The sequence below is a fragment of the Streptomyces sp. NPDC039480 genome (assembly GCF_055597165.1).
The window spans coordinates 113,416-140,005 of record NZ_JBVITX010000017.1; the positions used below are offsets into that span (position 1 = coordinate 113,416).

25 protein-coding genes are annotated in these 26,590 nt (G+C 72.6%); 9 read left to right on the forward strand and 16 right to left on the reverse strand.

The window, feature by feature from the left end; all coding sequences use genetic code 11:
• Nucleotides 1-74 precede the first annotated feature (74 nt).
• Nucleotides 75-476 (forward strand): MarR family winged helix-turn-helix transcriptional regulator, encoded by a 402-nt coding sequence (locus tag ACZ56E_RS37685; protein WP_398308261.1) that lies wholly within the window; start codon nucleotides 75-77, stop codon nucleotides 474-476.
• A gap of 35 nt (nucleotides 477-511) precedes the next feature.
• Here the strand turns inward: ACZ56E_RS37685 and ACZ56E_RS37690 are convergent, their stop codons facing one another.
• Nucleotides 512-1,255 carry a maleylpyruvate isomerase family mycothiol-dependent enzyme gene (locus ACZ56E_RS37690; RefSeq protein WP_471221423.1) on the reverse strand — a complete coding sequence of 248 codons (744 nt, stop codon included), beginning with the start codon at nucleotides 1,253-1,255 and terminating at the stop codon, nucleotides 512-514.
• A 51-nt stretch (nucleotides 1,256-1,306) separates the two neighbouring features.
• Nucleotides 1,307-2,671 (reverse strand): MFS transporter, encoded by a 1,365-nt coding sequence (locus ACZ56E_RS37695; RefSeq protein WP_471221424.1) that lies wholly within the window; start codon nucleotides 2,669-2,671, stop codon nucleotides 1,307-1,309.
• Between the two features lie 155 nt (nucleotides 2,672-2,826).
• Between ACZ56E_RS37695 and ACZ56E_RS37700 the strand changes: the two genes are divergently transcribed.
• Nucleotides 2,827-4,071 (forward strand): ROK family protein, encoded by a 1,245-nt coding sequence (locus ACZ56E_RS37700; RefSeq protein ID WP_468605634.1) that lies wholly within the window; start codon nucleotides 2,827-2,829, stop codon nucleotides 4,069-4,071.
• Between the two features lie 40 nt (nucleotides 4,072-4,111).
• Here the strand turns inward: ACZ56E_RS37700 and ACZ56E_RS37705 are convergent, their stop codons facing one another.
• The 6 genes from ACZ56E_RS37705 to ACZ56E_RS37730 all read right to left on the reverse strand — a co-directional run bounded on the left by ACZ56E_RS37705 (nucleotide 4,112) and on the right by ACZ56E_RS37730 (nucleotide 8,745).
• Nucleotides 4,112-5,326, reverse strand: a complete 1,215-nt coding sequence (locus ACZ56E_RS37705; RefSeq protein WP_471221427.1) for an MFS transporter — start codon at nucleotides 5,324-5,326, stop codon at nucleotides 4,112-4,114.
• A gap of 127 nt (nucleotides 5,327-5,453) precedes the next feature.
• Entirely contained in the window at nucleotides 5,454-6,053 is a 600-nt protein-coding gene (locus tag ACZ56E_RS37710) for a TetR/AcrR family transcriptional regulator (RefSeq protein ID WP_471221429.1), read from the reverse strand.
• Nucleotides 6,054-6,159: 106 nt separating this feature from the next.
• Nucleotides 6,160-7,089 (reverse strand): phosphotriesterase family protein, encoded by a 930-nt coding sequence (locus ACZ56E_RS37715; RefSeq protein ID WP_471221431.1) that lies wholly within the window; start codon nucleotides 7,087-7,089, stop codon nucleotides 6,160-6,162.
• The gene (locus ACZ56E_RS37720) at nucleotides 7,086-7,670 is read right to left on the reverse strand and encodes a DUF4865 family protein (RefSeq protein ID WP_471221433.1); all 585 of its coding nucleotides are present in this window, start codon (nucleotides 7,668-7,670) and stop codon (nucleotides 7,086-7,088) included. The genes ACZ56E_RS37715 and ACZ56E_RS37720 overlap by 4 nt, the downstream gene beginning before the upstream one ends.
• A 56-nt stretch (nucleotides 7,671-7,726) precedes the next feature.
• Nucleotides 7,727-8,122: a (R)-mandelonitrile lyase gene (locus tag ACZ56E_RS37725; RefSeq protein ID WP_471221435.1), complete on the reverse strand. Its 396-nt coding sequence runs from the start codon at nucleotides 8,120-8,122 to the stop codon at nucleotides 7,727-7,729.
• An 11-nt stretch (nucleotides 8,123-8,133) separates the two neighbouring features.
• Nucleotides 8,134-8,745, reverse strand: coding sequence for a TetR/AcrR family transcriptional regulator (locus ACZ56E_RS37730; RefSeq protein WP_471221437.1), 612 nt, complete (start codon nucleotides 8,743-8,745; stop codon nucleotides 8,134-8,136).
• Between the two features lie 189 nt (nucleotides 8,746-8,934).
• Between ACZ56E_RS37730 and ACZ56E_RS37735 the strand changes: the two genes are divergently transcribed.
• The 3 genes from ACZ56E_RS37735 (at nucleotide 8,935) to ACZ56E_RS37745 (ending at nucleotide 12,685) form a co-directional block, all read left to right on the forward strand.
• Entirely contained in the window at nucleotides 8,935-9,228 is a 294-nt protein-coding gene (locus ACZ56E_RS37735) for an SHOCT domain-containing protein (protein WP_471221439.1), read from the forward strand.
• Nucleotides 9,225-10,055, forward strand: a complete 831-nt coding sequence (locus ACZ56E_RS37740) for an ABC transporter ATP-binding protein (protein ID WP_471221440.1) — start codon at nucleotides 9,225-9,227, stop codon at nucleotides 10,053-10,055. The genes ACZ56E_RS37735 and ACZ56E_RS37740 overlap by 4 nt, the downstream gene beginning before the upstream one ends.
• Before the next feature lie 68 nt (nucleotides 10,056-10,123).
• Nucleotides 10,124-12,685 (forward strand): ABC transporter permease, encoded by a 2,562-nt coding sequence (locus ACZ56E_RS37745; RefSeq protein ID WP_471221544.1) that lies wholly within the window; start codon nucleotides 10,124-10,126, stop codon nucleotides 12,683-12,685.
• 38 nt (nucleotides 12,686-12,723) lie between these two features.
• On the opposite strand, the gene ACZ56E_RS37750 is transcribed toward ACZ56E_RS37745, so the two are convergent.
• Complete coding sequence (locus tag ACZ56E_RS37750) at nucleotides 12,724-13,197, reverse strand: ATP-binding protein (RefSeq protein ID WP_471221442.1); 474 nt, start codon at nucleotides 13,195-13,197, stop codon at nucleotides 12,724-12,726.
• 193 nt (nucleotides 13,198-13,390) lie between these two features.
• Nucleotides 13,391-13,723, reverse strand: a complete 333-nt coding sequence (locus ACZ56E_RS37755; protein WP_468605614.1) for a hypothetical protein — start codon at nucleotides 13,721-13,723, stop codon at nucleotides 13,391-13,393.
• A 329-nt stretch (nucleotides 13,724-14,052) separates the two neighbouring features.
• On the opposite strand from ACZ56E_RS37755, the gene cds1 reads away from it, so the two are divergent.
• A complete protein-coding gene (gene cds1 / locus ACZ56E_RS37760) occupies nucleotides 14,053-15,150 on the forward strand; it encodes an L-cysteine desulfhydrase Cds1 (RefSeq protein WP_471221546.1) in 1,098 nt (365 codons plus the stop codon).
• A gap of 21 nt (nucleotides 15,151-15,171) precedes the next feature.
• Here cds1 and ACZ56E_RS37765 read toward each other — a convergent pair whose 3' ends face one another.
• Nucleotides 15,172-15,684, reverse strand: a complete 513-nt coding sequence (locus ACZ56E_RS37765; protein ID WP_471221444.1) for an SRPBCC family protein — start codon at nucleotides 15,682-15,684, stop codon at nucleotides 15,172-15,174.
• Nucleotides 15,685-15,746: 62 nt separating this feature from the next.
• The gene (locus ACZ56E_RS37770; protein WP_471221446.1) at nucleotides 15,747-16,628 is read right to left on the reverse strand and encodes a DeoR/GlpR family DNA-binding transcription regulator; all 882 of its coding nucleotides are present in this window, start codon (nucleotides 16,626-16,628) and stop codon (nucleotides 15,747-15,749) included.
• A gap of 249 nt (nucleotides 16,629-16,877) precedes the next feature.
• Between ACZ56E_RS37770 and ACZ56E_RS37775 the strand changes: the two genes are divergently transcribed.
• Complete coding sequence (locus tag ACZ56E_RS37775; protein ID WP_471221448.1) at nucleotides 16,878-19,217, forward strand: hypothetical protein; 2,340 nt, start codon at nucleotides 16,878-16,880, stop codon at nucleotides 19,215-19,217.
• On the opposite strand, the gene ACZ56E_RS37780 is transcribed toward ACZ56E_RS37775, so the two are convergent.
• The 3 genes from ACZ56E_RS37780 to ACZ56E_RS37790 all read right to left on the reverse strand — a co-directional run bounded on the left by ACZ56E_RS37780 (nucleotide 19,177) and on the right by ACZ56E_RS37790 (nucleotide 22,924).
• Entirely contained in the window at nucleotides 19,177-21,591 is a 2,415-nt protein-coding gene (locus ACZ56E_RS37780; RefSeq protein ID WP_471221450.1) for a right-handed parallel beta-helix repeat-containing protein, read from the reverse strand. The two genes, ACZ56E_RS37775 and ACZ56E_RS37780, sit on opposite strands and share 41 nt — an antisense overlap.
• Nucleotides 21,592-21,748: 157 nt before the next feature.
• On the reverse strand, nucleotides 21,749-22,354 hold the full coding sequence (locus ACZ56E_RS37785) for an Rv1733c family protein (RefSeq protein WP_471221452.1): 606 nt from the start codon (nucleotides 22,352-22,354) through the stop codon (nucleotides 21,749-21,751).
• 144 nt (nucleotides 22,355-22,498) lie between these two features.
• Nucleotides 22,499-22,924, reverse strand: coding sequence for a DUF6643 family protein (locus ACZ56E_RS37790; RefSeq protein WP_468605602.1), 426 nt, complete (start codon nucleotides 22,922-22,924; stop codon nucleotides 22,499-22,501).
• A 290-nt stretch (nucleotides 22,925-23,214) separates the two neighbouring features.
• Between ACZ56E_RS37790 and ACZ56E_RS37795 the strand changes: the two genes are divergently transcribed.
• Nucleotides 23,215-24,507, forward strand: coding sequence for a TerD family protein (locus ACZ56E_RS37795; RefSeq protein WP_471221547.1), 1,293 nt, complete (start codon nucleotides 23,215-23,217; stop codon nucleotides 24,505-24,507).
• Nucleotides 24,508-24,511: 4 nt separating this feature from the next.
• Here the strand turns inward: ACZ56E_RS37795 and ACZ56E_RS37800 are convergent, their stop codons facing one another.
• Nucleotides 24,512-25,714, reverse strand: a complete 1,203-nt coding sequence (locus ACZ56E_RS37800) for a glycosyltransferase (RefSeq protein WP_471221454.1) — start codon at nucleotides 25,712-25,714, stop codon at nucleotides 24,512-24,514.
• 58 nt (nucleotides 25,715-25,772) lie between these two features.
• On the opposite strand from ACZ56E_RS37800, the gene ACZ56E_RS37805 reads away from it, so the two are divergent.
• Complete coding sequence (locus ACZ56E_RS37805; protein WP_471221456.1) at nucleotides 25,773-26,576, forward strand: glutamate racemase; 804 nt, start codon at nucleotides 25,773-25,775, stop codon at nucleotides 26,574-26,576.
• The last annotated feature ends 14 nt before the right edge of the window (nucleotides 26,577-26,590 follow it).

Sequence of the window (26,590 nt, forward strand, 5' to 3'; positions counted from 1 at the left end):
GGGCCTCTCATGTGAATGCATGTGCAATAAATGCTAGTGCAACGAATCGGCGGATCTCTGCTACCGTGCGTGTCATGGCGGCGAAAACGGCCGAGCGTGGGCTCGTGGATCAGTGGCGGGGCATCCTCGCGGTGCATGCGCGCACTCTGTGCGAGCTCGACCGGGAGCTGCACCCGCATGGGCTCGGGGCGAGCGACTTCGAGGTCCTCGACGTGCTGGCCGAGGGATCTTCGGACGACGGCGGCTGTACGTTCCGTGTGCAGGAGATCTCCGCGCAGGTCCATCTGAGCCAGAGCGCGCTCTCCCGCCTCATCGGGCGTCTGGAGAAGGACGGCCTCGTGGAGCGCGGCATGTGCAGCGAGGACAGGCGGGGCGTGCGCGTCTCCCTCACCGACAAGGGGCGCGCCCTGCACCACGAGGTGCGGCCCCTGCAGCGGGCGGTCCTCAAACGGATGCTCGACGCCCCCGCCGACTGACGGCCACCCCTGTCGCCGGCCACTCCTGTCGCCGGTCACCCCATCACGATCGCTGACCTCTCCCGCCACAGCGCCGCCAGTGCCTGGTCGCCCGTCACCCGCGGGAACGGCAGCCGGTTCCACAACGCCAGATAGAGCCGCGCCGCGGGTCCCGACACCTCGCAGTCGGCGGGCGCCGCCCTGCCGCGCTCCGTCACCGGCGGCCCGTCGGAGAGGCGTACGGTCCAGCACCGCTCGTCCGGCGTGTCCGTGGCCCGCACCCGCAGCACGCTCGGCACATCACTGCGCACCCGGCTCTTCTCGCGGGCGTGGAAGCCGAGCAGCAGCTCCTCGATCCCGTCCACGGCGAAGTCGACATCGATCGGCGCCGGGGTGCCCGAGCGCGCGGACTCGGCGTCCACCCGGTGGATGGTCGTCTCGTTCGCCTGCCGGCGCGCCCAGAAGGCCAGCGGTGAGGGAGCGGGCAGGAACGCCCAGCACTCGACGTCGGGCGGCGCCGTGGTGAGCGTCTCGACCAGCGCGGCGTGCCCTTCGCGGAACCAGTCGACGAGCTCTTCGCCGTCCAGGTCGGGGAGTTCACCGCCGAGCCGGTACGAGGTGCGCCGCTCGGTGATGAACGCGGCGGCCCAGCGGTGCACCATCCCCGTGTGCCGGAGCAGGTCCCGCACCTGCCAGTCGGGGCAGGTGGGAACCTTGGCGTCGGTCCCCGCCTCCGAGGCGGCCCGGGCCAGCAACAGGCCTTCCCTGTCCACGACTTGTATGTGCTCGGAAATATCCATGGGGGGATTGTGTCGGACGGAGCGCGCTGGAACCGGAACCTCCGGGTGATGTCAGACCGATTCGGTACGCTCCCCGGTCTCCGTACGTCGGGTCGCGAGGCCGATGACCGAGGCGACGGCGGCGAGCAGCGCGACGCTCGTCAGGGCGGTGGGCAGTGAGTACCAGTCCGCCATGAACCCGATCAGCGGCGGCCCGACCAGCATGCCGCCGTAGCCGAGCGTCGACGCGGCGGCGACCCCACCGGGGCCGGCGAGCGCGCCCGCGCGTTCGATCGCCACCGGGAAGATGTTGGCGAGCCCGAGCCCGGTGACGGCGAACCCCGCCAGGGCCAGGCCCGTCGACGGGGCCAGCGCGCCGAGCAGCATTCCGGCACAGGCCGTCGCACCGCCGCCGACCACCGTCCGGGTTCTGCCGAGCCGCTCAAGGAGCGCGGTGCCGGAGAGCCGGCCGATCGTCATGGCGAAGGCGAAGCACGAGTAGGCCGCGGCGGCGACGCCCGGGTGCGCGTGCAGGTCCTCCTCCAGGTGCAGCGGACCCCAGTCCGCGATGGCGCCCTCGCCGTACGCGGTGCACAGCGCGACGAGCCCGAAGACCATGACGAGACCGCGGGTGCGGCGGTCCATGCGGGACGAACCGCCGCGCGCGGCGGAGGCGCCGGCGGTGGTATCCGCAGCCGTATTTCCAGCCGCCGCGCCGACAGCGGTGTCCGCAGCCGTACTCTTGGCCGCCGCGTCCGCAGCAGTGCTTGCCGCAGCAGTGCTCTCGCTCTTCGCCGCCTCGGTGGCTCCGCCGAGACCGGCCGCCGCCCCGTGCCGGAGCAGCGCGGGCGCCGTCACTGCGGTGATCGCGAGGCCGACGACGGTGATGCCGAGCAGGTGCGGGGTGGGGGAGAGGTGCCCGGCGACCAGTCCGCCGAGGCCCGCCCCGAGCATGCCGCCCAGGCTGAACGCCGCGTGGAAACTGGGCATCACGGGCCGCCGGAGGGCACGTACGAGATCTACGGCGGCGCTGTTCATCGCCACGCTGATGCCGCCGTACGCGGCCCCGAAGAACAGCAGTACGAGACCGAGGACGACGACCGAGCCCGTCAGCGGCGGCAGCGCGACGCTCAACGGCAGCGCCACCCCGCACGCCACCGTCATCGGGATGCTGCCGAAGCGCCGGCAGAGCCGCCCGGTGAGCGTCATGGTGACCACGGCCCCGGCGGAGACCGCGAGCAGCGCGAGCCCCAGCTCACCGGCCGAGGCTCCCGTCTGTTCCTTGATGGCGGGGATGCGGACGACCCAGCCGGCGAAGACGAAGCCGTCCAGGGCGAAGAAGACGGTCAGGGCGATGCGCAGGCGGCGGAGGTCGGGAGCGGGGGCGGGGACGGAGGGCCGCGGCGCTGCGAACCCGAGTTTGTTTAGTAGCGGCACAAAGTCAGGGTAGGGTGCGCGCGGGGGCGTGTACAAGACAGTGGTGCGGCGGTGTACGAGACGGGTGTCACTTCTCGCGCGGCGGTGCGGGGGAGGAACGAACAGATGACGGCTGAACGGCGAGGCCGTGTACGGATCATGGGAGACTCGCCCTCATGAACGGCAAGGCTGACCCCCGTGCCGAGGGGGAAGTGACCACGCGTACCCGCCTGGAGCGAGGGCGCGGCGCGCTGGGCCCGGCGCTCGAACTGGTCCACACCGGACGCGCTCCCACCCGTGCCGTGCTCACCGCCGAGCTGGGCGTCACCCGTGCCACGGCCGGTGCCGTCGCCGCGGAGCTGGAGGCGCTCGGGCTGATCCGGATCGACGCGAAGCCGAGTGCGGCCGCGGGCTCGCAGGGCCGGCCCTCGCACCGGCTCGCCGTCGCGGACGAGGGGCCCGTGGTGCTCGCCGCGCAGGTGCACGCCGACGGTTTCCGGGCCGCCCTGGTCGGGCTCGGCGGGAGCATCGTGGCGACCGCGCCGGGCTGCGAGACTGTGGACGCCGACCCCGCGCAGGTGCTCGGGGCGGTCGTCGACGCGGGTGCGCGGCTGCTGCGCGAGACCGGCAGGCGCTGTGTGGGCGCGGGCCTCGCCGTGCCGTCCGCGGTCGCGCAGCCGGAGGGCACCGCGCTCAACCCGCTGCATGTGGCGTGGCGCGCGGGCGCGCCGGTCAGCGAGATCTTCGCGGACCGCGTACGGGACGCGGGCATCACGGGGCCGGCCTTCGCGGGCAACGACGTGAACCTCGCCGCGCTCGCCGAGCACCGCCACGGCGCGGGCCGCGGCGCCCGGGACCTGCTGTGCGTGGCGACGGGGCACCGCGGTGTCGGCGGCGCCCTCGTCCTCGACGGGCGCCTGCACACGGGGAGTTCGGGTCTCGCCCTGGAGGTGGGGCACCTCGCCGTGAACCCCGAGGGGCGCCCCTGCCACTGCGGCAGCCGGGGCTGTCTGGACGTCGAGACGGATCCCCTCGCCTTCCTGACGGAGGCGGGCCGTGAGCCAGGCCCGGAGGGGCTGCTCGTGCAGGCGCGCGACCTGCTCAGGAACGCGTACGGCGACCTGTCGGTGCGCTCCGCCGCCGAGGCGCTGATCGACCGGCTCGGCCTCGGGCTCGCAGGTCTGGTCAATATCCTCAACCCCGACCGGATCATCCTGGGCGGGCTGCACCGCGCCCTCCTGGAGGCCGACCCGGAGCGGCTGCGCGCCGTCGTGGCGGACCGAAGCCTGTGGGGACGCAGCGGCGGCGTCCCGATCCTGGCCTGCACGCTGGACCACAACAGCCTGGTGGGGGCCGCCGAGCTGGCCTGGCAGCCGGTGCTCGACGACCCCCTGGGGGCGCTGGGGCGGGTGGACGCTTAGCCGGGCTCCGCCGGGGCCGGTGGACGGGGCCGGTGGATGGTCAGGCGGGCTGGGGTACGTCGTCCGCTGTTTCGCGCGCGGTGTCGGCGGGCGCGATCCGTCCCCCGGCCGAGGTCCGGCCGCGCAGCAGGTCCGGCAGCAGGGAGAGCAGGCCGAGAGCGGCGAGGCCCGCGCCGATCCACAGCGGCGCCCGCAGCCCGAACGTGTCGATGGCGGGGCCGCCGACGGACGTGGCGATGATGATGCCGAGCGTGATGAACGACGAGTGGACGGTGTTCACCAGCGACCGGGCGTTGCCGACGCGCTGGACGCGGGTCACCAGGGCGGGATTCATGGTGACGCCGACCAGGCCGATGCCCAGCATGAACACGACGGCGGGGACGCTCAGCCCGGCGAAGAGCGCGAATCCGACGAGGAAGGCCAGGTTCAGCGTGAGGCCGACGACGAGCACGGGGACGGTGCGGCGGTCGGCGAGCCGACCGACGACGGTGTTGCCGATGACGGTGGCGGCGCCGTACGCGATGAGGAGCAGCGGCACGGTTCCGGTGGAGAAGCCCGTGAGTTCTGTGAGAATCGGGTTGAGGTAACTGAAGGCGGAGAACGTCGCGCCGATCACGAAGGTGCTCGTGGTGAGGACGAGCCACAGCCGGGGGTTGCGGAAGGCGCCCAGCTCCTGCCGGAGGCCGCCGCTCTGCTCGCCCGCGCCGTCGTCGCCGCTCGGCACGCCGACCAGAGTGGCCGCGGCGGCGAACAGGGTCAGGACGGTGATCGCCCAGAACGCGGCGCGCCAGCCCAGGTGTTCACCGACGACGGTGGCGAACGGAAGCCCGAGCAGCGTGCCCAGCATCAGCCCGTTGAGGGCCACCGCGACGGCACGGCCGCGCACTTCGGGCCGGGTGAGGCTGGAGGCCAGCGAGATCGAGACGCCGAAGAACGCCTGGGAGGCGATGCCCGTGAGCACGCGGGCGACCAGCATGGTGCGGTAGTCGGGCGCGAGGGCCGCGAGCACATTGCCCGCCAGGAAGACCCCGAACAACAGCATGAGGGCGGACTTCTGACGCATCCTCAGCACGGCGACGGTGAGGAAGGGCCCGCCGAGGGCCATCGCGGCGGCGAAGGCGGTGATGAGATAGCCGATCTCGGAAATCGTGGCGTCCAGTCCGTCGGCCATCTGCGGCATCAGTCCTGCGACCACGAATTCACTGGTCACCATGGCGAAAATGCCGAGGGCCAGTACGTATACGGCGCGGGGCATGGCGGAGTGCTCCTGTCGGGTGAGGGGCGAGTTTTGGATTAGTCAGTACAGAATGAAGGCATGGAAGGGCGCGGCACGGCGCTAGGGCTGGCCGTGGCCGGGATTTAGGGGGGGAGGGCCGGTGTCGCTACCGGGCCGTCAGGGCATCCAGTGCCGTCTCGGCAATGGCCCGCAGGCTCGCTCGGTCGGCGCCGCCCTGTGCGGAGACCCGCATGCCGCCGATGACCGCGTTGAGGTAGCGGGCGAGGGTGTCGGCGTCCCGTCGGGACGTGATGTCGCCCGCCTGCTGGCCGGTCCGGATCGTGTCGCGCAGGGCGGTGAGCCGCGCCGCGAGGTCGCGCTCCAGCATGCCGGCGGCCTCGGGGTCGCGCCCGGCCAGTTCGACCGTGGTGTTGACGGTGAGGCAGCCGACGCTGTGGCCGTTCTCGCGGTGCTCGAACTCTCCGTCGATGATCCGGGTGAACAGTGCGCGGATGCGCTCCGTGGCGGACCGCTCCACATCCCCCAGAATCTCGACCTGCGAGGCGTTCATCATGTCCATGTACCGGGACAGGGCTCGCCGGAACAGGTCGTGCTTACTGGTGAACGTGTTGTAGATGCTGCTGCGGCCCAGGCCGGTGGCTTCGCACAGGTCCTGAGTCGAGGTGGCCTCGTAGCCGTTCGCCCAGAAAGCGTGCATCGCCGCGTCCAGGGCCCGCTCCTCGTCGAAACTCCTCGGTCGGGCCATGTCGGTACCGTACAGGTTTTGGAACGGACGGTGCAATACGTGTCCCGCGGTCCTGCGATACGTGGGTGATGGCAGTGCTACACGTCGCTGACGGCGAGGCGAGGTTCTATCTCCACTCCACCCCGAAAGCGCGCCCCGGATTCACCGCCAGGATCCGCTCCACCAGTTCGTCGCCCACCTCCAGGGCCAGCCGGGGCCGCACCCTGCGCAGCAGATACGGCATGCCGGGTCCTCCGTCGACCGACCGTGCCGCCGCGGTCGTCGTGTCGCCGCCCAGGAGGAGTTGGTCCCCGAAACCCGCGTCCGCCAGGGAGCGCACGGCGTCCGGCATGCGCCAGTCCGTGGCGTGATGGGAGCGCGACGGGCCGTCGAAGGCCAGATAGGCACCCGACTCGGCGGCCCGCAGATGGTCGGTGAGATCGGGGGCGCGGTTGAGGTGGCCGAGGATCACCCGGTGCGGCGGCACGGCGAACTCGCCGCAGAGCAGGTCGAGTACGTCCGGAGCGCCGGTGCCCAGCTCCAGATGGACGGCGATCGGCGCACCCGTCGCGTGGTGCGCCTCGGCCGCCGACGCCATCGTCCGGCGCGCATGGCCGTCGAGGCCGTGGAAACCGCCCGCGACCTTGATCAGTCCGGCTCGCACGCCGGACCCCCCGATGCCTTCGGTGAGTTCGCGGACGAAGAGATCCGTGAGCCCGTCCGCGCGGAGCCCGTCGATGAACTCCGGGGTGTAGTGCACCGCTTGATGCAGCCCTGTCGCGGCGACGAGGTGCACGCCCGTCGCCCTGGACAGCTCGGGCAGCCGTCCGGCGCACCGCCCCATCCCGTGGGGTGTCCACTGCACGACGCTCCGGCCGCCCGCCGCGCGGAACGCCGCCAGCTCGGCGGCCGCGGCGTCGGCCGAGTCCAGTTCCTGGCCCGGCAGTTGGGGGCTGCGCAGGAAGAGATGGTCGTGGGCGTCACAGACGCCTAGGTCGGTCGGGTCGATGTCCCCGAGGACGGTACGAACCCTGCGAACCGGCTGCGTTTCCTTCACCACTGCCGCCCGCGCGGCAGCTTCTCGCGCTCGGGCGCCGAGAGGTGCAGTACCTGGAACACGTCGCCGAGACCGTCCGGTGCCTCGTGTTCCCAGAGCGAGAAGTGCACGGCCTCCCAGGTGCGCGGGTCGACGGCGGCCAGCGCGTTCGACGCGCCGTCCTCCCGCACCGTCCGCCGCGCCTCGGCGGCGAGTTCGCCCGCGAGCTCGGGCAGCCTGGCCTGCGAGGGGATCCGCTGGCGCCGGCGGACGGCCACCCTCGGTACGGCTCCGGGTGCGTCGGCCTCCTCGTACGCGAGGACGGTCCAGTTCTGCACCACCGGCCGCCCGAAATCGTCGACGAGCCCCTGGAACCCGGGCCCCCAGAGGAAGGAGTTCATGCCCTCGGCGGTGTTCCAGAGGTAGAACGGCGCGTACTGGTTCACGGGCGAGCCGTCCCTGCCGCGCTCGCGCATCAGATACGCCTTGAACCCGAGCCCGGGGAACGTGTCGAGGAGGTGGCCCTTCGACGCGACTCGGTGACGGATGACGCCCATGTCGTAGTCGGCGGGCAGGGTGATTTCGTACTGCATCGCATGCACGGTGGTGTACTCCCTTGGTGGCACGGTGAGTTGGGTCGGGATCAGTTGGGGCAGCCTCAGTTGGGGTAGGCGCCGGCTTCGACCAGGGCGCCCCATTCGGCGGTGGTCCCGTCCGCAGCCGCCTCGACCACGGCCAGGTGCGTCATGAACGTGCGCGGACCGGCGCCGTGCCAGTGCGCTTCGCCGGGCTCGATCCGGACGGTGTCGCCCGCCCTGATCGACTCGACCGGGCCTCCCTCGCGCTGCACGAGTCCCTCGCCCTCGGTGACGTGCAGGACTTGGCCGTGGGGGTGGCGGTGCCAGGCCGTGTGGGCGCCCGGCGCGAAGTGGACGTTGAACAGGCGCAGCCGTGACGGGGGTTCGGGCGCGGCGATCTCGTCGAGCCAGACGGTTCCGGTGAAGTGTTCGGCGTTCCCGCGCACGCTGTCGGGTCGGTTCCGGGTGATGTGCAACGCAGGCATCCTTACGCGGGGGTGGTGGAGGCGGGGGAGGAGGTGGCAGGGGGCGGGGTGGTCGTACGAGAGGCCGCGAGCAGCGTGAGCAGACCGCGTACCGCCGCGTCGAAGGCGGCCGGCGCGCCCGACGAGCGGGCCAGGACATAGCCGCCCTGCACCGTCGCGACGATCGCCGACGCGGTGTCCCGCGGGTCGAGCGCCGCAGTGAACTCGCCCTGGGTCCGGCCTTCTTCGACGATTCCGGCGAGCCGGTCACGCAGCCAGTCGAGCGTCTCGGTGACGGGCGCGCGCAGCTCGTCGCTCGCGATGACGTCCGGATCCATCGTGAGCCGGCCGACCGGACAGCCCTTTAACACATCGCGCTCGCGCAGCAGATAGGCCTCGATGCGCGGGTACGCAGGGCCGTCGCCGCTCAGGACGGCCTCGGCGGTGGCCCGCATCTCCTCGGCAGTACGCCGGATCGCGGCGAGCGCGAGGTCGGGCTTGCCCGCGAAATGGTGGTACATGCTGCCCTGCCCGGCGCCCGCGTGCTGCTGGATGGCCTTGGGGCTCGTACCGACGTACCCCCGCTCCCACAGCAGCTCGCGGGTGGACTCGATCAGACGCTCCGGAGTGCTCATGCGCTCACTGTACATACTAGTAGGTACAGAGATCCATCAGGCGGTGGAAGCAGGCGCGCACGCCGCACGTACTCCCCGGGTGGTACGCGTGGTGCCGCTGGCCGTACGACGACGTGAGGGCACCTCAGGGGCGAGTTTGGAGGCATCAGGCAGCACACCCGAAAACCGCTTCGTAGGAGATGAGTTCAGATGCAGACCCTGGCGCACTGGGACGGCGGGCCCGGCCCGTGGATCCTCTTCTTCCCGCTGATCTGGGCGGCCGTCGTCATCGGCGCCGTCACCCTGCTCCGCCGCACCGTGTGGCGCGGCCGTCGCGGACCGCTCCGGGCGTCGGGCGCTCCCGTCGGCATCGACGAGAACTCGCCCATCGCCGTGCTCGGCCGCCGCTTCGCCGCGGGTGAGATCGACGAGGACGAGTACTGGCGCAGGCTGACCGTCCTCAACGAGGAGTTCGGCGGCGCGTCCAAGGGCGGCGCGGCATGAGCGCCGGGACCGGTCGGCCCACCCACCCCGTGGAGACAGCCACCAGCGCCGGCGCCGACGCCGCCCGCGTCGCCGACGCCGTGAAGGTCTACGGCAGCGGAGACACCGCCGTACGGGCCCTCGACGGGGTGAGCGTCGCCTTTCCTGCCGGGCGGTTCACCGCGATCATGGGCCCGTCAGGATCGGGCAAGTCCACCCTGATGCACTGTGCGGCAGGCCTGGACACGCTCACCTCGGGTGCCGCCTTCATCGGCGACACGGAGCTCGGGAAGCTGGACGACCGGCGCCTGACGCTGCTGCGCCGGGACCGCGTCGGCTTCGTCTTCCAGGCCTTCAACCTGGTCCCGACGCTGACCGTCGCCGAGAACATCACCCTGCCCATGGACCTCGCGGGCATCGACGGCGACCGCGAGTGGACGGACGCCCTCGTCGACGTCGTCGGGCTGCGCGACCGGCTGCACCACCGGCCCGCCGAACTCTCCGGCGGGCAGCAGCAACGAGTCGCCGTGGCACGGGCGTTCGCAGGACGGCCCGACGTCGTCTTCGCCGACGAGCCGACCGGCAACCTCGACTCGCGCTCCGGTGAGGAGGTGCTGAACCTGCTCGGCGACGCGGTGCGCCGGATGGGCCGCACCGTCGTCATGGTCACCCACGACCCGGTGGCCGCCGCCCACGCCGACGAGGTCGTCTTCCTCGCCGACGGACGTCTCGTGGACCGGATGGCGGGGCCGACCGCGGACAAGGTCCTCGACCGGCTGAAGGCGTTCGACACGAAGCAGCCCACGCGCCCCGCCCCGGGCACCCGCACGAAGGGCCCGGCGTCATGAACTCCCCGAACTCCCCGGACTACCCGAACACCCCGGACTACCCGAACACCCCCAACCATAGAAGGGCCCTGACCGCCTCCGCGCGCATCAGCATGGCCTCGCTGCGTGGCCACAAACGCCGCTTCGCCGGTACGTTCCTCGCCGTCATGCTCGGCGTCGCCTTCCTCGCGGGCACGCTCGTCATGGGCGACACCCTGCGCGCCGGCTTTGACACCATGTTCGGCAACGCCACCAGCGGCACCGACGCCGTCGTCCGCAGCGCCGCCGCCATCACCACCCCCGACGACAGCCAGGGCACCCGCGAGCCCGTCAGGACCGACCTCGTCGAGAAGATCGGGAAGACGGGGCCGGTGGCGGCCGCCGCCCCCAGCATCGAGGGCGCGGGCCAGCTCCTCGGCAAGGACGGCGAGCCCATCGGCGGTCAGGGCCCGCCCACCCTCGCGGGCAACTGGATCGACGACGAGGAGCTGAACGCGTACCGACTCGCCGAAGGCCGGGCCCCGGCGCGCTCCGGCGAGGTCGTCGTCAACCGCGGCGCCGCCGAGACCGGGAACCTGAAGATCGGCGACACGACGACGCTCCGCACCCCCGACCCGGTCGAGGTGAGGATCGTGGGCCTCGCGACCTTCGGCGGCGAGGACGGCATGGCGCAGACCACGTTCACCGGCATGACGCGGGCCGACGCCGAGAAGTACCTCATGCCGCAGCCCGGCGAGGCCTCGGCGATCCGGGTCCGGGCCGGCCCCGGCGTGAGCGAACAGGAGCTCGTCGACGCGCTGACCCCCGTGCTGCCGCGCGGAGTCGAGGCCATCACGGGTGAGGCGTCGGCCGCGGAGAACACCGACAACATCTCGGGCCAGTTCCTCGACCTCTTCACCAGCTTCCTGCTGGTCTTCTCCGGTGTGGCGCTGCTGGTCGCCACCTTCAGCATCCACAACACCTTCGCCATCGTCGTCGCCCAGCGCACCCGCGAGAACGCCCTCCTGCGCGCGCTCGGCGCCTCGCGCCGCCAGGTCACCGCCGCCACCCTCGTCGAGGCGAGCGCCGTCGCCGCGGTCGCGTCGGCCGCAGGCCTCGCGGGCGGCGTCGGGGTCGCGGCCGGGCTGCAGGCGCTCTTCCCCGCCATCGGATTCCCGTTCCCCGAGGGCGAGTTGGTGATCAGCGCGCTCTCGATGCTGCTGCCGCTCGCCGTCGGCGTCGTGGTCTGCCTGGGCTCCGCGGTACTGCCCGCCGTACGGGCCGGGCGCACCGCCCCGCTCGCCGCGCTGCGCGAGACCGCCGTCGACCACTCGGGCTCCTCGCGCCGCCGCGCCGTCGTGGGCGCGGGCCTCGCGACCGCCGCCGTGGGGCTCACCCTGACCGGCGTCCTGGTCAGCCCCTCGGTCTGGCTCGCCGGGGCCGGGGCGGCGCTGGCCCTCGTCTCCTTCGTGGTGCTCGGCCCGGTCGCCTCCTCGCGAGCCGTACGCATCCTCGGCGGGCCCCTGGACCGGCTGCGCGGCGTCACCGGCGGCCTCGCCCGGCGCAACGCCCTGCGCAGTCCGAAGCGGACCGCGGCCACCGCGAGCGCGCTGATGATCGGCGTCGCCGTCGTCTCCCTCTTCACGGTCTTCGGCGCCTCGCTGAAGGCCACGATGGACCAGACCGTGAACCGCTCCTTCGCCGGTGACGTCGCGGTCAGCGCCCCCGGCTTCGGCGGGGGCGGCGCCGGTCTGAGCCCGAAGCTGGCCCCCGCGCTCGCCGAGCGGCCGGAGGTCGAGACCGCCGTGGGTCTCGGCAGGGGAGCCGCCGAGGTCGACGGGGAGGGCCGCGCGCTGACCGTCACCGACCCGAAGCCCTTCGCGGACTCCTTCGACCTCGGGAAGGTCGAAGGCGCGCTGGGCGCGCTCGGCGACGACGGCATCGCGATCACCAGGACCGAGGCGGAGAAGCAGGACCTGAAGGTCGGCTCCCGGGTCCGGCTGGCCTTCGCCGACGGCAAGAAGGAGACCTTCACGGTCCGCGCGGTCTACGGCCTCTCCGAACTCGCCGGTGACTACGTCATCACCCGTGAGGCCTGGGCTCCGCACCGCGTCCAGGACGCCGACAGCGTCGTGTCCGTCACCTTCAAGGACGGCGTGAGCACCGCCGAAGGCAAGGCCGCCATCGCGGGGACGGTGCGGGACCACGGCGATCCGGACGTGCAGACCCGCTCCGAGTACGCGGCGGCCTCCGCGGGCGGCATCGACATGATGCTCACCCTCGTCTACGCGCTGCTCGCCCTCGCGGTGCTCATCGCACTGCTCGGCATCGCCAACACGCTGACGCTCGCCATCCACGAGCGGACCCGCGAACTGGGTCTGCTGCGCGCGGTCGGCCAGACCAGGGCCCAGCTGCGGGCCATGGTCCGCTGGGAGTCGGTGCTCGTCGCCGCCTTCGGCACGGCCGGCGGGCTCACACTGGGCGGCTTCCTCGGCTGGGTGCTCGTCAGGGCGTCCGACGGCGCGACCGCGAGCGCCTTCGCGTTCGCCGTGCCGCCGACGCGGCTCGCGGTGGTCGCCCTGGTGGGCCTGGCCGCGGGCGCCTTGGCGGGCCTGCGCCCGGCTCGGCGGGCGGCCCGGCTCGACGTGCTGCGGGCCATCGCCACCGAATGACGTGCCTGTCGCACACGGAACGGGACGTCACCGCCCGGTCAGCCGACAACGGCCGACCGGGCGGGAGTCTTCTCGACCACCCCGCACACGGGATACGGGGACACGGTCACCGCGGGGGAGGGGGCCGGAAGCGTGAACCACACGACCTTCCCCGCGTCGCCCTGCGGGCGGACGCCCCAGCTCTCGCTCACCGCGGCGACCATCGCGAGCCCTCTGCCACAGGTGGCGAGCGACTCCGCGTCATGGACCTGGGGAAGCCGGGGATCGTGGTCGTGGACGGAGACCGTGAGCCGGTCGAGCAGCAGCTCGATCTCCACGGTGCACAGTTTGTCCGGCTCGGCGTGCAGGTGGACGTTGGTGAGCAACTCCGTCACACCGAGGGCGGCCTGGTCTATCAAGGGATCGAGATGCCAGTAGCGCAACTGCGCAGATACGATTCTGCGGACCTGGCGGATCCGCGACGGCAGGGCTTGGAGCTCTACCGTGCAATGCCTGCTTGGCTGGCTGATCACGGCTGCGACTCCCCGAATTGAGGTCCGGAAGAAGACGACGATCGGATCCAGCAGGGGCCGCGTGGTCTGCCGCCTGCTGTGTGGCCGGCGGGGCTGGTTCGCAGCGTCATCGCCGGTAAACCCAGAGTGATGTGAGACCAGAGTGACCCAGGGGGTGGGGGCGTGCAAGTCGCGCGTCGTGCGGCGAGTCCGCTCAGCTCCGCGGACGCTGGTGTTCCGTGGCGCTGCGCACCGCCTCGATGAACCTGCGCACCGTCGGCGGCCCGGCCTCACCCGGACGTGGTTCGTGGTCGGCGAGTGTGAGCAGATAACGGGTGCCGTTCACCTCGGCGAGAGCCCGGTCCTCCGGGGCGAACCACGGCTTTCCCGTCCGCACCGCCTGCAGCGGCGCGCTGTCGATCTCCGTGCCGTAACTGGTCAGCAACTCCAGCCTGCCGTCGGCGATACGGACCTGACCGGCACGCGTGAGGGAGCGCAAGCGCCGCCCGATCCGCACGCCCGTAGCCGTGAACTCCGGCTCCGCCATGGCTCTGTGCCCCCTTGTGCGTTTCGGTGAATCGCTCCGACCGGGACAGGCGTCCCGTGCGGTGAAGTCTGCACGCACCCGGCGGCGAGCACCAGTGCGCACGGGGGTGCCGGGCAGGCACTTCGGAGCGGCCCACAGCGGTGCTCCGCGCGCTCCCCCCGTGGCTGCGCCAGCTGTGCCTTTGAGGTGCTCAAAGGTGTGTTTATGCAGGTGAGAAGCGTGTGGCGGGTGTTTAAGATCGAGGTGTACGGCCGCGTCGAATCGCGTCCGGCACGACGCGAAGGAGCCCCGCCGTGAGCACCCCACAGCAGATTCGAGCCGACGAGCCGATGCCGACGCTCGACGTCGACCACAGCGACGAAACGTACCGTTCCTGGCTCAAAGAAGCCGTTCGCAAGGTCCAGGCGGACGCGAACCGTTCGGCCGACACCCACCTGCTGCGCTTCCCGCTGCCCGAGCAGTGGGGCATCGACCTGTACCTCAAGGACGAGTCGACCCACCCGACGGGCAGCCTCAAGCACCGCCTCGCCCGCTCGCTGTTCCTCTACGGCCTGTGCAATGGCTGGATCCGCCCGGGCCGCCCGGTCATCGAGGCGTCCAGCGGGTCCACGGCCGTCTCCGAGGCGTACTTCGCGAAGCTGATCGGGGTGCCCTTCATCGCGGTGATGCCGCGCACGACCAGCGCCGAGAAGATCCGCCTGATCGAGTTCCACGGCGGCCGGTGCCACTTCGTGGACGACCCGCGCACGATGTACGCGGAGTCCGCGGCCCTCGCCGTCGAGACGGGCGGGCACTACATGGACCAGTTCACCTACGCGGAACGGGCCACCGACTGGCGGGGCAACAACAACATCGCCGAATCGATCTACCAACAGCTCAGGCTGGAGCGCTATCCGGAGCCCGCGTGGGTCGTCGCCACGGCGGGCACCGGCGGCACCTCGGCCACCATCGCGCGCTACGTCCACTACATGCAGCACGACACCCGCATCTGCGTCGCCGACCCGGAGAACTCCTGTTTCTTCGACGGCTGGACGAAGAACGACCCGGACGCCACGAGCGACTGCGGCTCCCGGATCGAGGGCATCGGCAGGCCCCGCATGGAGCCGAGCTTCGTGCCCGGCGCGATCGACCGCATGATGAAGGTGCCGGACGCGGCGTCCGTCGCCGCGGTGCGCGCCCTGGAACAGGCCATCGGCCGCAAGGCGGGCGGCTCGACCGGCACGGGCCTGTGGAGCGCCCTGAAGATCGTCGCCGAGATGGTGGCCGCGGGCCGCACGGGCAGCGTCGTGACCTTGATCTGCGACCCCGGTGACCGCTACCTGGACAAGTACTACTCGGACACGTGGCTGGCCGAGCAGGGCCTGGACATCGCGCCGTACACGCTCGCGATCGACACGCTGCTGACCACGGGGGCGTGGCCCGAGTAGCCGCCCTCCCCGACCCGGAGCCTATGCCCCTGCTGCGGCGAGCTGCCGGTCCAGCGCCGTGACGGCGTCGCGGAACGACCGCCCGAGGCCCGGGCGTACGAGCCTCATGGCGCCGCGCAGTGGCGCGGTGCCGTCCATGGCGAAGGTCCACTGCACCCGGGTGCCGGTGGCTCCGGCGTCGGTGGCTCCGGTGGTTTCGGCCCGGGCCGGGGCCAGCCGCCACTCCTCGACGAGGGCGCGCAGGCCTGGCGCGTTCGTCTCGTCGACGCGATAGGTGTACCGCTCAGGCCCGTCGGCGGCGAGGATCGACTCCTGGAAGCGCGTCCCGCCCTTGAGCCGGACCTCGCGGCCGGTGCCCCCGCCGGTCGGCCGGCACAGGGTGACCGCGGTGAACCACCGGGGCCAGCCCGTCACATCCTCGGCCAGGGCGCGGTAGACCACCTCGGGCGGCGCGCTCACCTCGCGTACGAAGACCAGGCGTACCGGAGCGGAATCCACGAACTCAAGCCCCACGGGGCGAAGTCGGCGCGCCATGTAACTCTGCCCCCCAGCGGACGGACGGTTGACCGAGCACCGTCACCATAGCTGGCGGGCCGTCAGATGTCTGCGTCGTCCTCGGAGTTGTCGGCGCCCGCCGCGGCGGAACCGTCGGTCTCTTCGGACGTCGCCTGCTCGCCCGTGATCATCAGCCGGTTCAGATGCTCGGAGATCTCCGACCGCGCCTCCGCGGGCAGCCCCGCGTCGGTCACCAGCGTGTCGACCTGCGAGAGCGTCGCGAACGAACTCAGTCCCACCGTCCCCCACTTGGTGTGGTCCGCGACCACCACCACGCGCCGCGCCGACCGCACCAGACGCCGATTGGTCTCCGCCTCCGCCAGATTCGGCGTCGACAGACCGGCCTCCAGAGATATGCCGTGCACCCCGAGGAAGAGCACGTCGAAGTGGAGCGCCCCGATCGCCTGGTCCGCGACCGGGCCGACCAGCGAGTCCGACGGGGTCCGCACGCCGCCCGTCAGCACGACCGTCGCCGCGCCCTGCCGCTGCCCCGAGGTGCGCTGCGCGGAGTGGAAGACGTCCGCCACCCGCACCGAGTTCGTCACCACCGTCAGGTCCGGGACGTCCAGGAGATGGTGGGCCAGTGCGAACGTCGTCGTACCACCGGACAGGGCGATCGCCGTGCCGGGCGCCACCAGGGACGCCGCCGTCCGCGCGATGTCCTCCTTGGCGGTCGGCTCCAGGCCCGACTTGGCCTCGAACCCCGGCTCGTGCGTGCTCGCCTCGACCACCGGGACCGCGCCGCCGTGCACCTTCTCCAGCACACCCTGGCGGGCCAGCGCGTCGAGGTCGCGGCGGACCGTCATGTCGGACACCCCGAGCTTGCGGGTGAGTTCATTGACACGGACGCCGCCGCGGCGGCGCACCTCGTCGAGGATCAGGGCGCGGCGCTGCTCGGCGAGGAGGTTCTGATTGTCGCTCACGCCCGGTCCGGCCCTTCTGCCTCGTCACGTCCGTCGCGCCCACCCGGCGCGCTGCCTCATCCTCGCACGCGCGACCGACAGCAGTGCCACCGACCGGCGGCCCCCGCACGGGCCGCAACAACCGGAAACAGCCGGAAACAGCCGCGAAGCTCACCAGGAAGGAGGAGATTGCGTGACGAGGGGTGCGCGGCGGGCCCCGACCCGAGATCCTTGTGCTCTCACCATGCGCATCTCGGGGGAAGCGGAACAGTGGAGCGTGCCACGCAGGACGAGACCGCCCTGGAACTCCTGGTCCATGGAGTCGGGGGAACCACACCGGAACGCATGCTGGACGACCCGCGCACCGTGCGGATCACCGGCGACGACACGGCGGCCATGTTCCGCCGCACCGAGGACGCCGACGCGGAGCGGCGCCCCGACGACTACCGGGGCAAACCGGTGCCCGAGGCGTACGTCTGGTGCAACCTGACGTCGGGCAACGGCTCCCGCGCCCTGTGGCTCCTGCTGCTGCCCTTCATGGTCGTCAACCTCGCCCACTGGATGCGCCCCACCTCGCGCCACCGCAAGCGACTCGTGCGCACCTACGGCCTCCTGGTGCGGCTCGTCGGCCTCACCCTCACCGTGCTGCTCGTCGCCGCCGCCTGCGAGCTCGCCCTCGACCTCACGGCGTGGCAGTGCGCGGGCACCCCCGAGTGCGCCGACGACCGCTCCTGGCTCGGCTTCCTCGCCACCGACGCCACGGGCCATGGCGGCTGGTGGTCCCAGCCCGGCCGCCGGCTCGCCGTCGCCGCGCTGCTGCCCGCCGCGCTCACCGGCCTGCTCTGGTATCTGTCGCACCGCACCTGGAGCGCGTACGAATCCCAGCAGCCGCTGCCCCAGCAGCCCGACCCGGAGGAGGAGACCAGCCGCACCGCGCTCGGCAGGCCCGGCTTCTGGTACGGCCGGCGCCTGGTGGCCCGGCTGCGCGCCGCCCACACCGCCGCGGGCCTGCTCACCGTCGCCGCCGCGGTCGGCACGGCGGCTGCACGGCACGACCGGCGGCCCGGCGGCCCCGCCCCGCTCGACGCCCTCGGCTGGGCCCTCGGCGCGACACTCGTCCTGAGCGGGGGAGTCGTCGTCTGGGTCGTGTGCCGCAGGGGGCGCACCGAGAACCGGCTCGACCGGAAGCTGGACCGGACCCTGGTGCGCTGGCTGCCGCTGAGCGCCCTCGCCCTCCTCACGCTCGTCCTGGTGTACGCGGGCTGGTCCCGCCCCGGCTGGCGCTCCGCGGGCAGACTGCCCGGTGACGCCACCTTCGGCGGCATCGCGCTCGTCCAGGGCCTCCTCGTCCTGTGCCTCGCGGTGGCCGCCCACCTCCTGTACCGCACCTCGCCCGACTCCCGCACCGCCATCCGCGGCTTCGGAGGACCCGCCGTCGCCATGCTGTCCTGCGCGCTCGGCGGCGTCATGACGGGCGGCGGCGCGCAGCGCGTGTCCGACTGGCTCGACGGCACCCAGGGCTCGATCGCGGGACCAGCTGTGGTGCTCACCTGGCAGGCCTCGGTGATTCCACTGCTCCTGGTGGTCGTCGCGGTGCTGTGCGGCTGGTTCGGCGTCCGCACCATGCAGCGCAAGCGCCGCGAGATGGCGCAGCTGGCGCGGGACTACCCCGACGAGCGCACCGACCTCACCCGCACCCGCCGCATCGCGGGCACCCGCGCGCGGGCCGCCCTCACCGACCGCGCGCCCCTCCTCGTCGGCATCATCTCCGCCGTGACGCTGCTGCTCGGCGCCGCCGCGCTCACCGGCGCATGGGTCACGGACGAGGTGCCCGCGCAAGCGGCGCACGGCGCGCCGAACGTCCTGGAGGGCGCCGCCGAGACCTCCCAGGCCCTCGGCTCCTGGCTCATCGGCTTCGGCTTCATACTCTTCATCACCTGGGGCCGCCGCGCCTACAAGGACCCCTCGGCCCGCCGCACCATCGGCATCCTCTGGGACGTCGGCACATTCTGGCCGCGCGCGGCCCACCCCTTCGCACCCCCGTGCTACGCCGAGCGCGCCGTACCCGACCTGACCTGGCGGATGGCCAGCTGGACGCGCGCCACCCACGCCACAGGAGGCCGGCTCGTCCTCTCCGGCCACTCCCAGGGCAGCGTCCTCGCGGCGGCCGCCGCCTGGCAGCTGCGCCCCTCGGTCCGCAGGCGCGTTGCCCTGCTCACCTACGGCTCACCCCTGGAGCGCCTGTACGGCCGGTGGTTCCCCGCCCACTTCGGCCCCGCGGCCCTCTCCTCCCTGCACCGCGAGGTCGACTGCTGGCGCAACCTCTACCGCACCACCGACCCCATAGGCGGCCCCATCCAGCTGCACGGCGACTGCGGCCCGCAGGTCGACCGCGCCGCCCTCCAGGACCCCCTCGCCTACGGCCGTACGGAGGAACACCCGCTGCCCGCGCCGATCCTCGGCCACAGCGACTACCAGGCCGACCCCGCGTTCGCCGAGGAGCGGGCACGGCTCCTCGCCCGCCTCAAGCCCTGCGTGCCGCCTCCGAGGCCCGCGACGGCCGAAGGTGTCACACCGGCTCCGGCAGATCCTCCGGATACAGCAGGGTGAGGTCGTCCGTGCTCGGCTCGTCGAGCTGGGCGACCCGCCCCGCGTGCCGCTCCACCATCGCCTCGAAGGTCTGCCGCGCGGTACGGCCGTTGCCGAACGCGGGGCCCTTCGGGAGCACCGTGAAGTACTTCAGGAGCGCCTCGGACGCACCGGTGCCGAGACGGTACTCGTGCTCGTCGGCCTGCTGCTCCACGATCCGCAGGAGCTCCTCGGGGGCGTAGTCGCTGAAGGTGATGGTCCGTGAGAAGCGGGACGCCACACCGGGGTTGACGGACAGGAACCGCTGCATCTCCGCGGTGTAACCCGCGACGATCACCACGACGGCCTCGCGGTGGTCCTCCATCAGCTTCACGAGCGTGTCGATGGCCTCGCGGCCGAAGTCACGTCCCGAGTCCTCCGGCGACAGGGCGTACGCCTCGTCGATGAACAGCACACCCCCGCGTGCGCGGTCGAAGGCCTCCTGGGTGCGGATCGCCGTCGAGCCGATGTGCTCGCCGACCAGGTCGACCCGCGACACCTCGACGAGATGGCCGCTCTCCAGGACGCCGAGCGAGGCGAGGATCTCGCCGTAGAGCCGGGCGACGGTCGTCTTGCCCGTGCCGGGGGAGCCGGTGAAGACCAGATGGCGGCGGACCGACGCGGCCTTGAGCCCGGCCAGCTGCCTGCGGCGGCCCACCTCGATCATGTCGGTGAGGGCGCGCACCTCCCGCTTGACGCTGTCCAGGCCGACCAGGGCGTCCAGTTCGCCGAGGACCTCCTTGGAGGCACGGGCGGTCTTCTCCGGTGCCGGCGCGGCCGGCTGCGGGGTCTGCTGGGCCGGCAGGGAGCCGAGCAGCCCGACGGTCTGCGTGGCCGTCTGCACGGCGGGCGTCGTCGGCTGCGCGGCGGGCGCGGGGGTGCGCAGGCCGCCGCTCTCGTCGCTCGCGCACTCCTCGACGAGCGGCCCCTCCTCGGAGAACTCGAAGCCGCCGCGGGCGCACCGCTCCGTGCGGCACTTCTTCAGCGTCGTACGACAGCCGTCTATGACGTGGAAGCCGTAGCCGTCGCTGCCGCTGACCCGGCAGCCGTGGAAGCCGCCGCGGCCGCCCGCGGAGACGTAGAAACCGGCCTCGGCGGGCGAAGTGACCGTGCAGCGCTCGATGGTGGGGTCCGCGCCCTTGGTGACGATCACGCCGGTCTGCACGGAGTCGATGGTGCAGTTGGCGAGGGTGCCGCCGCTGCCGTGGTCGCGGAACCAGGCGCCCGTGGCGGCCTCGCGGATCCGGCAGTCGTCGAGCTGCGCGGTCGCGCCGTCGCTCACCGACACGGCGGTGTTGCGCACCTGCGAGAGGTCGCTGTCGACGACGTCGGTGCGCGAGCCGCGGTCCAGGACGAACAGCGCGTCCGGCACGTCGTGCACCCGGCACGACTCCAGGACGGCGGTCGCGCCGTCGCTGACCCAGACCGCCGGGTAGTCGCCCGTGCTGTCGTGGATCTCGCACTGGTTGGCGTCCACGCGCGTGCCGGGGTCCCAGACCGAGAGTCCGTTGCGGCCGAACCGGCTCACCGTGGACCGGGTGAGGGTCAGCACGGAGCGCGACCGCAGGTCGATCGCGTTCTCCGGGATGTCGTGGATGCGGCAGTCCGCGAGGGTGAGCACGGCGTCCGTGTCGAGCGTGACGCCGTCGGACGTGGTGCGGTGCACGTCGCAGTCGGTCAGGTGCGCCGCGGCCCGCCCGGTGACCTGCACACCCGAACCCTTGACCTCGTACACCTCACAGCCGATGGCCTCCAGCCCCGTGTGCTCCCCGGTCACCGAGAGGCCCGCGCCCGAGGTGTGGTGCACCCGGCAGCGCTCCAGGCGGGGATGGGCGCCGCCGCGCACCGCGACACCGGACTGGCCCGCCGCGACGATCTCGCACTCCTCGAAGACGCCGCCCCCGCCGTCGAGCACCGCGATGCCGATGCCGCCGGGGTTGTCGACGGTGCAGCGGCGCACCGTCGGACGCGCGCCGCCGCGCACCTCAAGGCCGGCCGCGGACCGCGTCACCACGCGGATGCCGATGAGCTCAGGGGCGCCGTCCTCGACGAGCAGCGCGGGCGCGGACGAGTCCTGGCCCTCGATGAGCAGGTCCTGCACCACCGCGGAGGAGCGGACGGTCAGCGGCACCCCGTCGGACGGCGCGATGCGCACCGAGCCGGGGGAGCTCTCGGGGCCGCGCAGCGTCACCGCGCGCTGGACGACGAGGTTCTCGCGGTAGGTGCCCGCGGCGACGGTCAGTACGTCCCCGTCGCTCGCGGCCTCCAAGGCAGCGGCGAGCGATGCGTATTCGCCGGTGCGGCGCCGCCACCGCGACGTGCCGGTGTGCGTCACCTGGACCGTGCCCTGTGCCATGGAGTTGCTCTGCCCCCACCTTGTTCGTACGCCGGACCTTGCGGGATGTGCCGTGTCACCGCGTGTCGCGGCAGTGCGCAAGGGGCCGAGGAGTTCGGCCGGTCCACCGTAGCGCGCGCGGGCAGGCGGAGTTGACCCGATGGCCGGGGCGGCCGGGTCAGGAACCGGTGCCGGTGCGGCCCCAGTCCGGGCCCGCCTTCTCCCACGCCCTGTCCAGGCGCGCGTAACGCCCCTGCAGGATGCGCCAGAGGATCAGCCTGCGGGTGCCCTCGACGACCCCGACGCCCGCCGTGGCCGCGCCGAACCCGGCGAGCACCGCGTGCGTCGTCGCGGTCGCGTCGTCCAGCGGGCGGCCGACGACCCGGCCCCGCTCGTCGGTCCACAGCCGGAAACGGTCACCGGGGCGCGGGGACTTGAGGTCGGACAGGACGACACCGCGACGCTCGGTGAGGTCCGGTGCCTGCCAGCGCGCGAGGACACGACTGTGCGCGTCGCGGGCCGAAGAGGTCTCGGGGTCGGGGTCGACCGGTGGCGATTCGACCTTCCGCAGGACGGTGCCGGTGATCGGGTGGCGCTCCGCGCGCTGCTGGTGCACCGAGGCGAGGAGGGCGTCCCGCGCCATGCCCGTGGTCCACACGCCGACGACAGGGACGGCGACGATGATCGCCACCAGAGCGACCAGGGCCAGCCAGGCCTCGGCGAGGTCGGTGCCGCGGCACAGCGGATTGTGCCGCCACCGCCAGAGGCCGACGATTGCCCGCACTGCCCCGTACCCCCTTCCGCGTACGTCTCAACGTCCATGCCCCGGCGCCGGGTTCCCCACCCGGGCGCGGGCATGCGGATGCCGCCGCCGGGCCGAGGCCCGACGGCGGCGTCACGCAGAGCGTGCCCCCGGCCGCTCTTAAGGTCAGTACCCGCGGTAGGGGCGGTTGTACGGATCCTCGTAACTCGCGGGGGCCGGGCGGGGGGCCGCCGGGCGCATCGCCTCGTAACCCGTACCGGGCGCCGGGCGCTGGGGCTGGGCGCCCGGGTAGCCACGCGGGGCCGCGGCCTGCTGCGGGATGTACGGCGCCGGGGCCTGCTGCAGCGGTGCGGGCTGCTGGGCCTGCGGATAGCCGTACGCCTGGTTGGGGTGGGAAGGGGCGGCCGGCAGCGCGGGCAGCGCGGCCGGCAGTGCGGGCAGGTGGTTACCCGTGTCGTACGCGGAAGGGACCCGGATCGGGGCGATCTGAGGAGTGCCCCGCTCTGCGACGAGGGAGTCATAGATCGGGGTGTCCGGGAAGGACGGCGCGGAGTAGTAACCGCCGCCATAGGTGGAGCGGGGGGAGGTCATGCTCCATAAGTTAAGCCCTTGATGTGCTGGTTGGGGAGACCGATAAGAGGGTTGTTTTACGTGTCGACAGTGGTCGTGGCTCCCCAATGCGAGCGAACTTGGGAAAATCGGTCGCTCAACGGCGTACGGATCGTGTAAAGGCCGAGCTCCTGGCGGGTTACCCGCGGTTGGCCGGGAAGGCCCCTCGGGGTGCCGTCGTGGGCCTCTCTGCGGTCCGGGTAATAGGTTGGCCGTGAACGGAAAACGGCGGCCCTGCCGGACGGCGACTTGCTTTGGGGGCGGACATGACAATGCCTAAAGGATCGAACGTTCCCGTACCGGCACCCGCGGTACGGATCGAATTGGGGTGGGGTTCCGGAGCCGGAGTGCCGGACGCCGACGCGTCGGCGCTGTTGTTGTCACCTTCCGGAAAGGTGCGCTCGGACGCGGACTTCGTCTTTTACAACCAGCCGGAGCACTCCTCCGGAGCGGTGCGCCACGAGGGCAAGCAGCGCTCCGGCGCCGGTGTGATCGATGTGCTGACGGTCGACCTCGCGCGCGTGGAGCCCGGCATCGAGACCGTGGTGCTCGCCGTGTCGGCCGACGGCGGCACGTTCGGACAGGTGCCCGACCTCCACATCCGTGTCCTGGACGCGTCGAGCGGCGCCGAACTCGCGCGCTACGACAGCGCGGACGCGACCGTGGAGACCGCCTTCGTCCTCGGCGAGCTCTACCGGCGCCAGGGCGCGTGGAAGTTCCGCGCCGTCGGACAGGGGTACGGCAGCGGGCTCGAAGGCCTCGCGACGGACTACGGCATCTCGGTGGACGAGCCGCAGCAGGCGGCGCCCGCCCCGGTGGCGGCGCCGGCCCCGGTAGCGGCGCCTGCCCCCGTGGCCACACCCGACCCGGTGGCCCCGGCTGCCCCCACGCCCCCGCCCGCTGCCGCCACTCCCGCCCCCGCCCCCGTACGCCTGACCAAGGTCACCCTCACGAAGGACGCGCCGTCCGTCTCCCTGACCAAGCAGGGCGGCACCTCGGGCGGCATGCGCGTGAACCTCAACTGGGAGGTGCGCAAGCAGTTCAAGGGGTGGGGCGCCAAACTGGGCAGGGCCGTCGCCATGCACGCCGATCTGGACCTCGACCTCTGCGCCCTCTACGAACTCGCCGACGGCCGCAAGGGAGTCGTCCAGGCGCTGGGCAACGCCTTCGGAGCGCTGCACCAGCCGCCGTACATCCTGCTCGACGGCGACGACCGCACCGGAGCCGTCGCCACCGGCGAGAACCTCACCATCAACCTCGACCACATCAAGGACTTCCGGCGCATCGTCATCTTCGTGACCATTTACCAAGGCGCGCGGAGCTTCGCCGACCTCAACGCCACGGTCACCCTCCAGCCGCAGCACGGCGCCCCGGTCGACTTCTCGCTCGACGAGTGCACGGTCCCCTCGACCGTGTGCGCGCTGGCGCTGCTCACCAACGACGGCGGCGACCTCGTCGTCCAGCGTGAGGCCCGCTACCTGGTGCCGGAGCGCGGCGTGAGCCCGCAGCGCACCATGGACCACACCTACGGGTGGGGCATGAACTGGACGCCCGGCAGGAAGTGACGCGTCAGCGCTGCTCTGGGGCCGGGTCGGGGGCAGGGTCCGGAGCGGTGGTGTCGGGACGCGCGTACGTACGGCCCTTCCACGCCGCACCACGCCCCCTGTAGTGCTGCACCGCCGAGTCCACGGTCATCAGGAGATACAGGAACGCGGTGGCCGGCAGCAGGGGGGCGAGCGACAGCGGCTGCCGGTAGTAGCGCAGCATCGGCAGGTACGTCGCCGTCATCACCAGCCAGGCGAGACCACCGGCCGCGACCGCCGCCGCGCTCCCCGTGGCGAGACCCGCGCACAGCGCCACCGGCGGGGCGAGGTACACCACGGCGAGCCCCGCGACCGTCCCGACGAGCAGCAGCGGGCTGTGCCGCAGCTGGGCGTACGCGCTGCGCGACACCATCCGCCACAGATCACCGAGGCGCGGATACGGGCGCACGCTGTCGACGCGGGTCGCGAGGCCGAGCCAGATGTGACCGCCGGAGCGCTTCACCGCCCGCGCGAGCGCCACGTCGTCGATCACCGCGTGCCGGATGGCGTCGGGAATCCGGGCGCGCTCGGCGGCGTCCGTGCGCAACAGGACACAGCCGCCCGCCGCGGCGGCCGTCCGCGAGCCCTTCCCGGCGATCCACCGGAACGGGTAGAGCTGCGCGAAGAAGTAGACGAACGCCGGGACCACCAGGCGCTCCCAGCCGCTCTCCACCCGCAGCCTGGCCATCTGGGAGACCAGGTCGAAGCCCCCGTGGTCCGCCGCGGCCACCAACTGGCGCAGGCTGTCCGGCTCATGGGCGATGTCCGCGTCGGTGAGCAGCAGGTACTCGGGGGCACGCGCGCGTGCGAGGGCGATGCCGTGGCGTACCGCCCAGAGCTTGCCCGCCCAGCCCGCGGGCGGCTCGCCGGGGGAGCCGACGGTCAGCGGCAGACCGCCGTGCCGCTCGGACAGGGCGCGGGCCAGCTCCCCCGTGCCGTCCGAACTGCCGTCGTCGACGAGGAAGACCTCGGCCCGCCCCGGATAGTCCTGCGCGAGCAGCGACGGCAGGCTCATCGGCAGCACCGCCGCCTCGTCCCGGGCCGGGACGACGACGCAGACCGACGGCCACTGCGCGGGATCCCGGCGCGGTGGCAGACGCACGTCCGTACGCCAGAAGAAGCCCTGCCCGCACAGCAGCCACAGCCACGCGGCAAGCGATCCGGCGGCGATCCACGCAACGGCGCTCATCCGACGCAGTCTGCCCCACGGGAAGGGGCCTGTGGGGCCCATCGACTATGGTGACCGGGTGAAGATCGCGCTCATGGACTCCGGCATCGGACTGCTCGCCGCGGCGGCCGCGGTGCGTCGCCTGCGACCCGACGCCGATCTCGTCCTCTCCTCGGACCCGGACGGAATGCCGTGGGGGCCCCGCACCGCCGAGGACCTCACCGGGCGGGCCGTCGCCGTCGCCGAGGCCGCCGCCGCGCACCGTCCCGACGCACTGATCGTGGCCTGCAACACCGCGTCCGTACACGCGCTGCCCACCCTGCGCGCCCGTCTGGAGCCCGCGATCCCGGTGATCGGGACCGTGCCGGCGATCAAGCCCGCGGCCGCGGACGGCGGGCCCGTCGCCATCTGGGCCACGCCCGGAACCACCGGCAGCCCCTACCAGCGCGGCCTGATCGACGAGTTCGCGCGCGGCATCGACGTCACCGAGGTGCCCTGCCCCGGCCTGGCCGACGCCGTGCAGTACGCGGACGAGGAGGCCATCGACGAGACGATCGCCGCCGCCGCGGCCCTCACCCCGCGTGATGTAAGGGCCGTCGTCCTGGGATGCACCCATTACGAGCTGGTCGCCGAGCGTATTCGCGCCGCCGTGCAGCAGCCGGGTCTGCCGCCCCTGGTCCTGCACGGATCGGCCGGTGCGGTGGCCGCCCAGGCGCTGCGCAGGATCGGCGCCCGCCCCGGCACCGACCCCACCGGCACCGATCCCACGACGGCCGCCCCCGGCCTCACCGTCCTGCTCAGCGGCCGCGCGGAGCAGCTGCCGCGGACAGCGCTCACCTACGCGGAGGGGCGCATGCTCGCGGAGACCAGCCCGGCGCTCTGACGCGCACCGGTTTC

Coding starts and splice junctions, on each gene's coding strand:
- ACZ56E_RS37730 (WP_471221437.1), bottom strand. CDS start 8,745: ATGAGCACTCCGGAGCGTCTGATCGAGTCCACCCGCGAGCTGCTGTGG.
- ACZ56E_RS37765 (WP_471221444.1), bottom strand. CDS start 15,684: ATGGCGCGCCGACTTCGCCCCGTGGGGCTTGAGTTCGTGGATTCCGCT.
- cds1 (WP_471221546.1), top strand. CDS start 14,053: ATGCCGACGCTCGACGTCGACCACAGCGACGAAACGTACCGTTCCTGG.
- ACZ56E_RS37790 (WP_468605602.1), bottom strand. CDS start 22,924: ATGACCTCCCCCCGCTCCACCTATGGCGGCGGTTACTACTCCGCGCCG.
- ACZ56E_RS37685 (WP_398308261.1), top strand. CDS start 75: ATGGCGGCGAAAACGGCCGAGCGTGGGCTCGTGGATCAGTGGCGGGGC.
- ACZ56E_RS37710 (WP_471221429.1), bottom strand. CDS start 6,053: ATGGCCCGACCGAGGAGTTTCGACGAGGAGCGGGCCCTGGACGCGGCG.
- ACZ56E_RS37700 (WP_468605634.1), top strand. CDS start 2,827: ATGAACGGCAAGGCTGACCCCCGTGCCGAGGGGGAAGTGACCACGCGT.
- ACZ56E_RS37755 (WP_468605614.1), bottom strand. CDS start 13,723: ATGGCGGAGCCGGAGTTCACGGCTACGGGCGTGCGGATCGGGCGGCGC.
- ACZ56E_RS37795 (WP_471221547.1), top strand. CDS start 23,215: ATGCCTAAAGGATCGAACGTTCCCGTACCGGCACCCGCGGTACGGATC.
- ACZ56E_RS37690 (WP_471221423.1), bottom strand. CDS start 1,255: ATGGATATTTCCGAGCACATACAAGTCGTGGACAGGGAAGGCCTGTTG.
- ACZ56E_RS37705 (WP_471221427.1), bottom strand. CDS start 5,326: ATGCCCCGCGCCGTATACGTACTGGCCCTCGGCATTTTCGCCATGGTG.
- ACZ56E_RS37800 (WP_471221454.1), bottom strand. CDS start 25,714: ATGAGCGCCGTTGCGTGGATCGCCGCCGGATCGCTTGCCGCGTGGCTG.
- ACZ56E_RS37780 (WP_471221450.1), bottom strand. CDS start 21,591: ATGGCACAGGGCACGGTCCAGGTGACGCACACCGGCACGTCGCGGTGG.
- ACZ56E_RS37740 (WP_471221440.1), top strand. CDS start 9,225: ATGAGCGCCGGGACCGGTCGGCCCACCCACCCCGTGGAGACAGCCACC.
- ACZ56E_RS37735 (WP_471221439.1), top strand. CDS start 8,935: ATGCAGACCCTGGCGCACTGGGACGGCGGGCCCGGCCCGTGGATCCTC.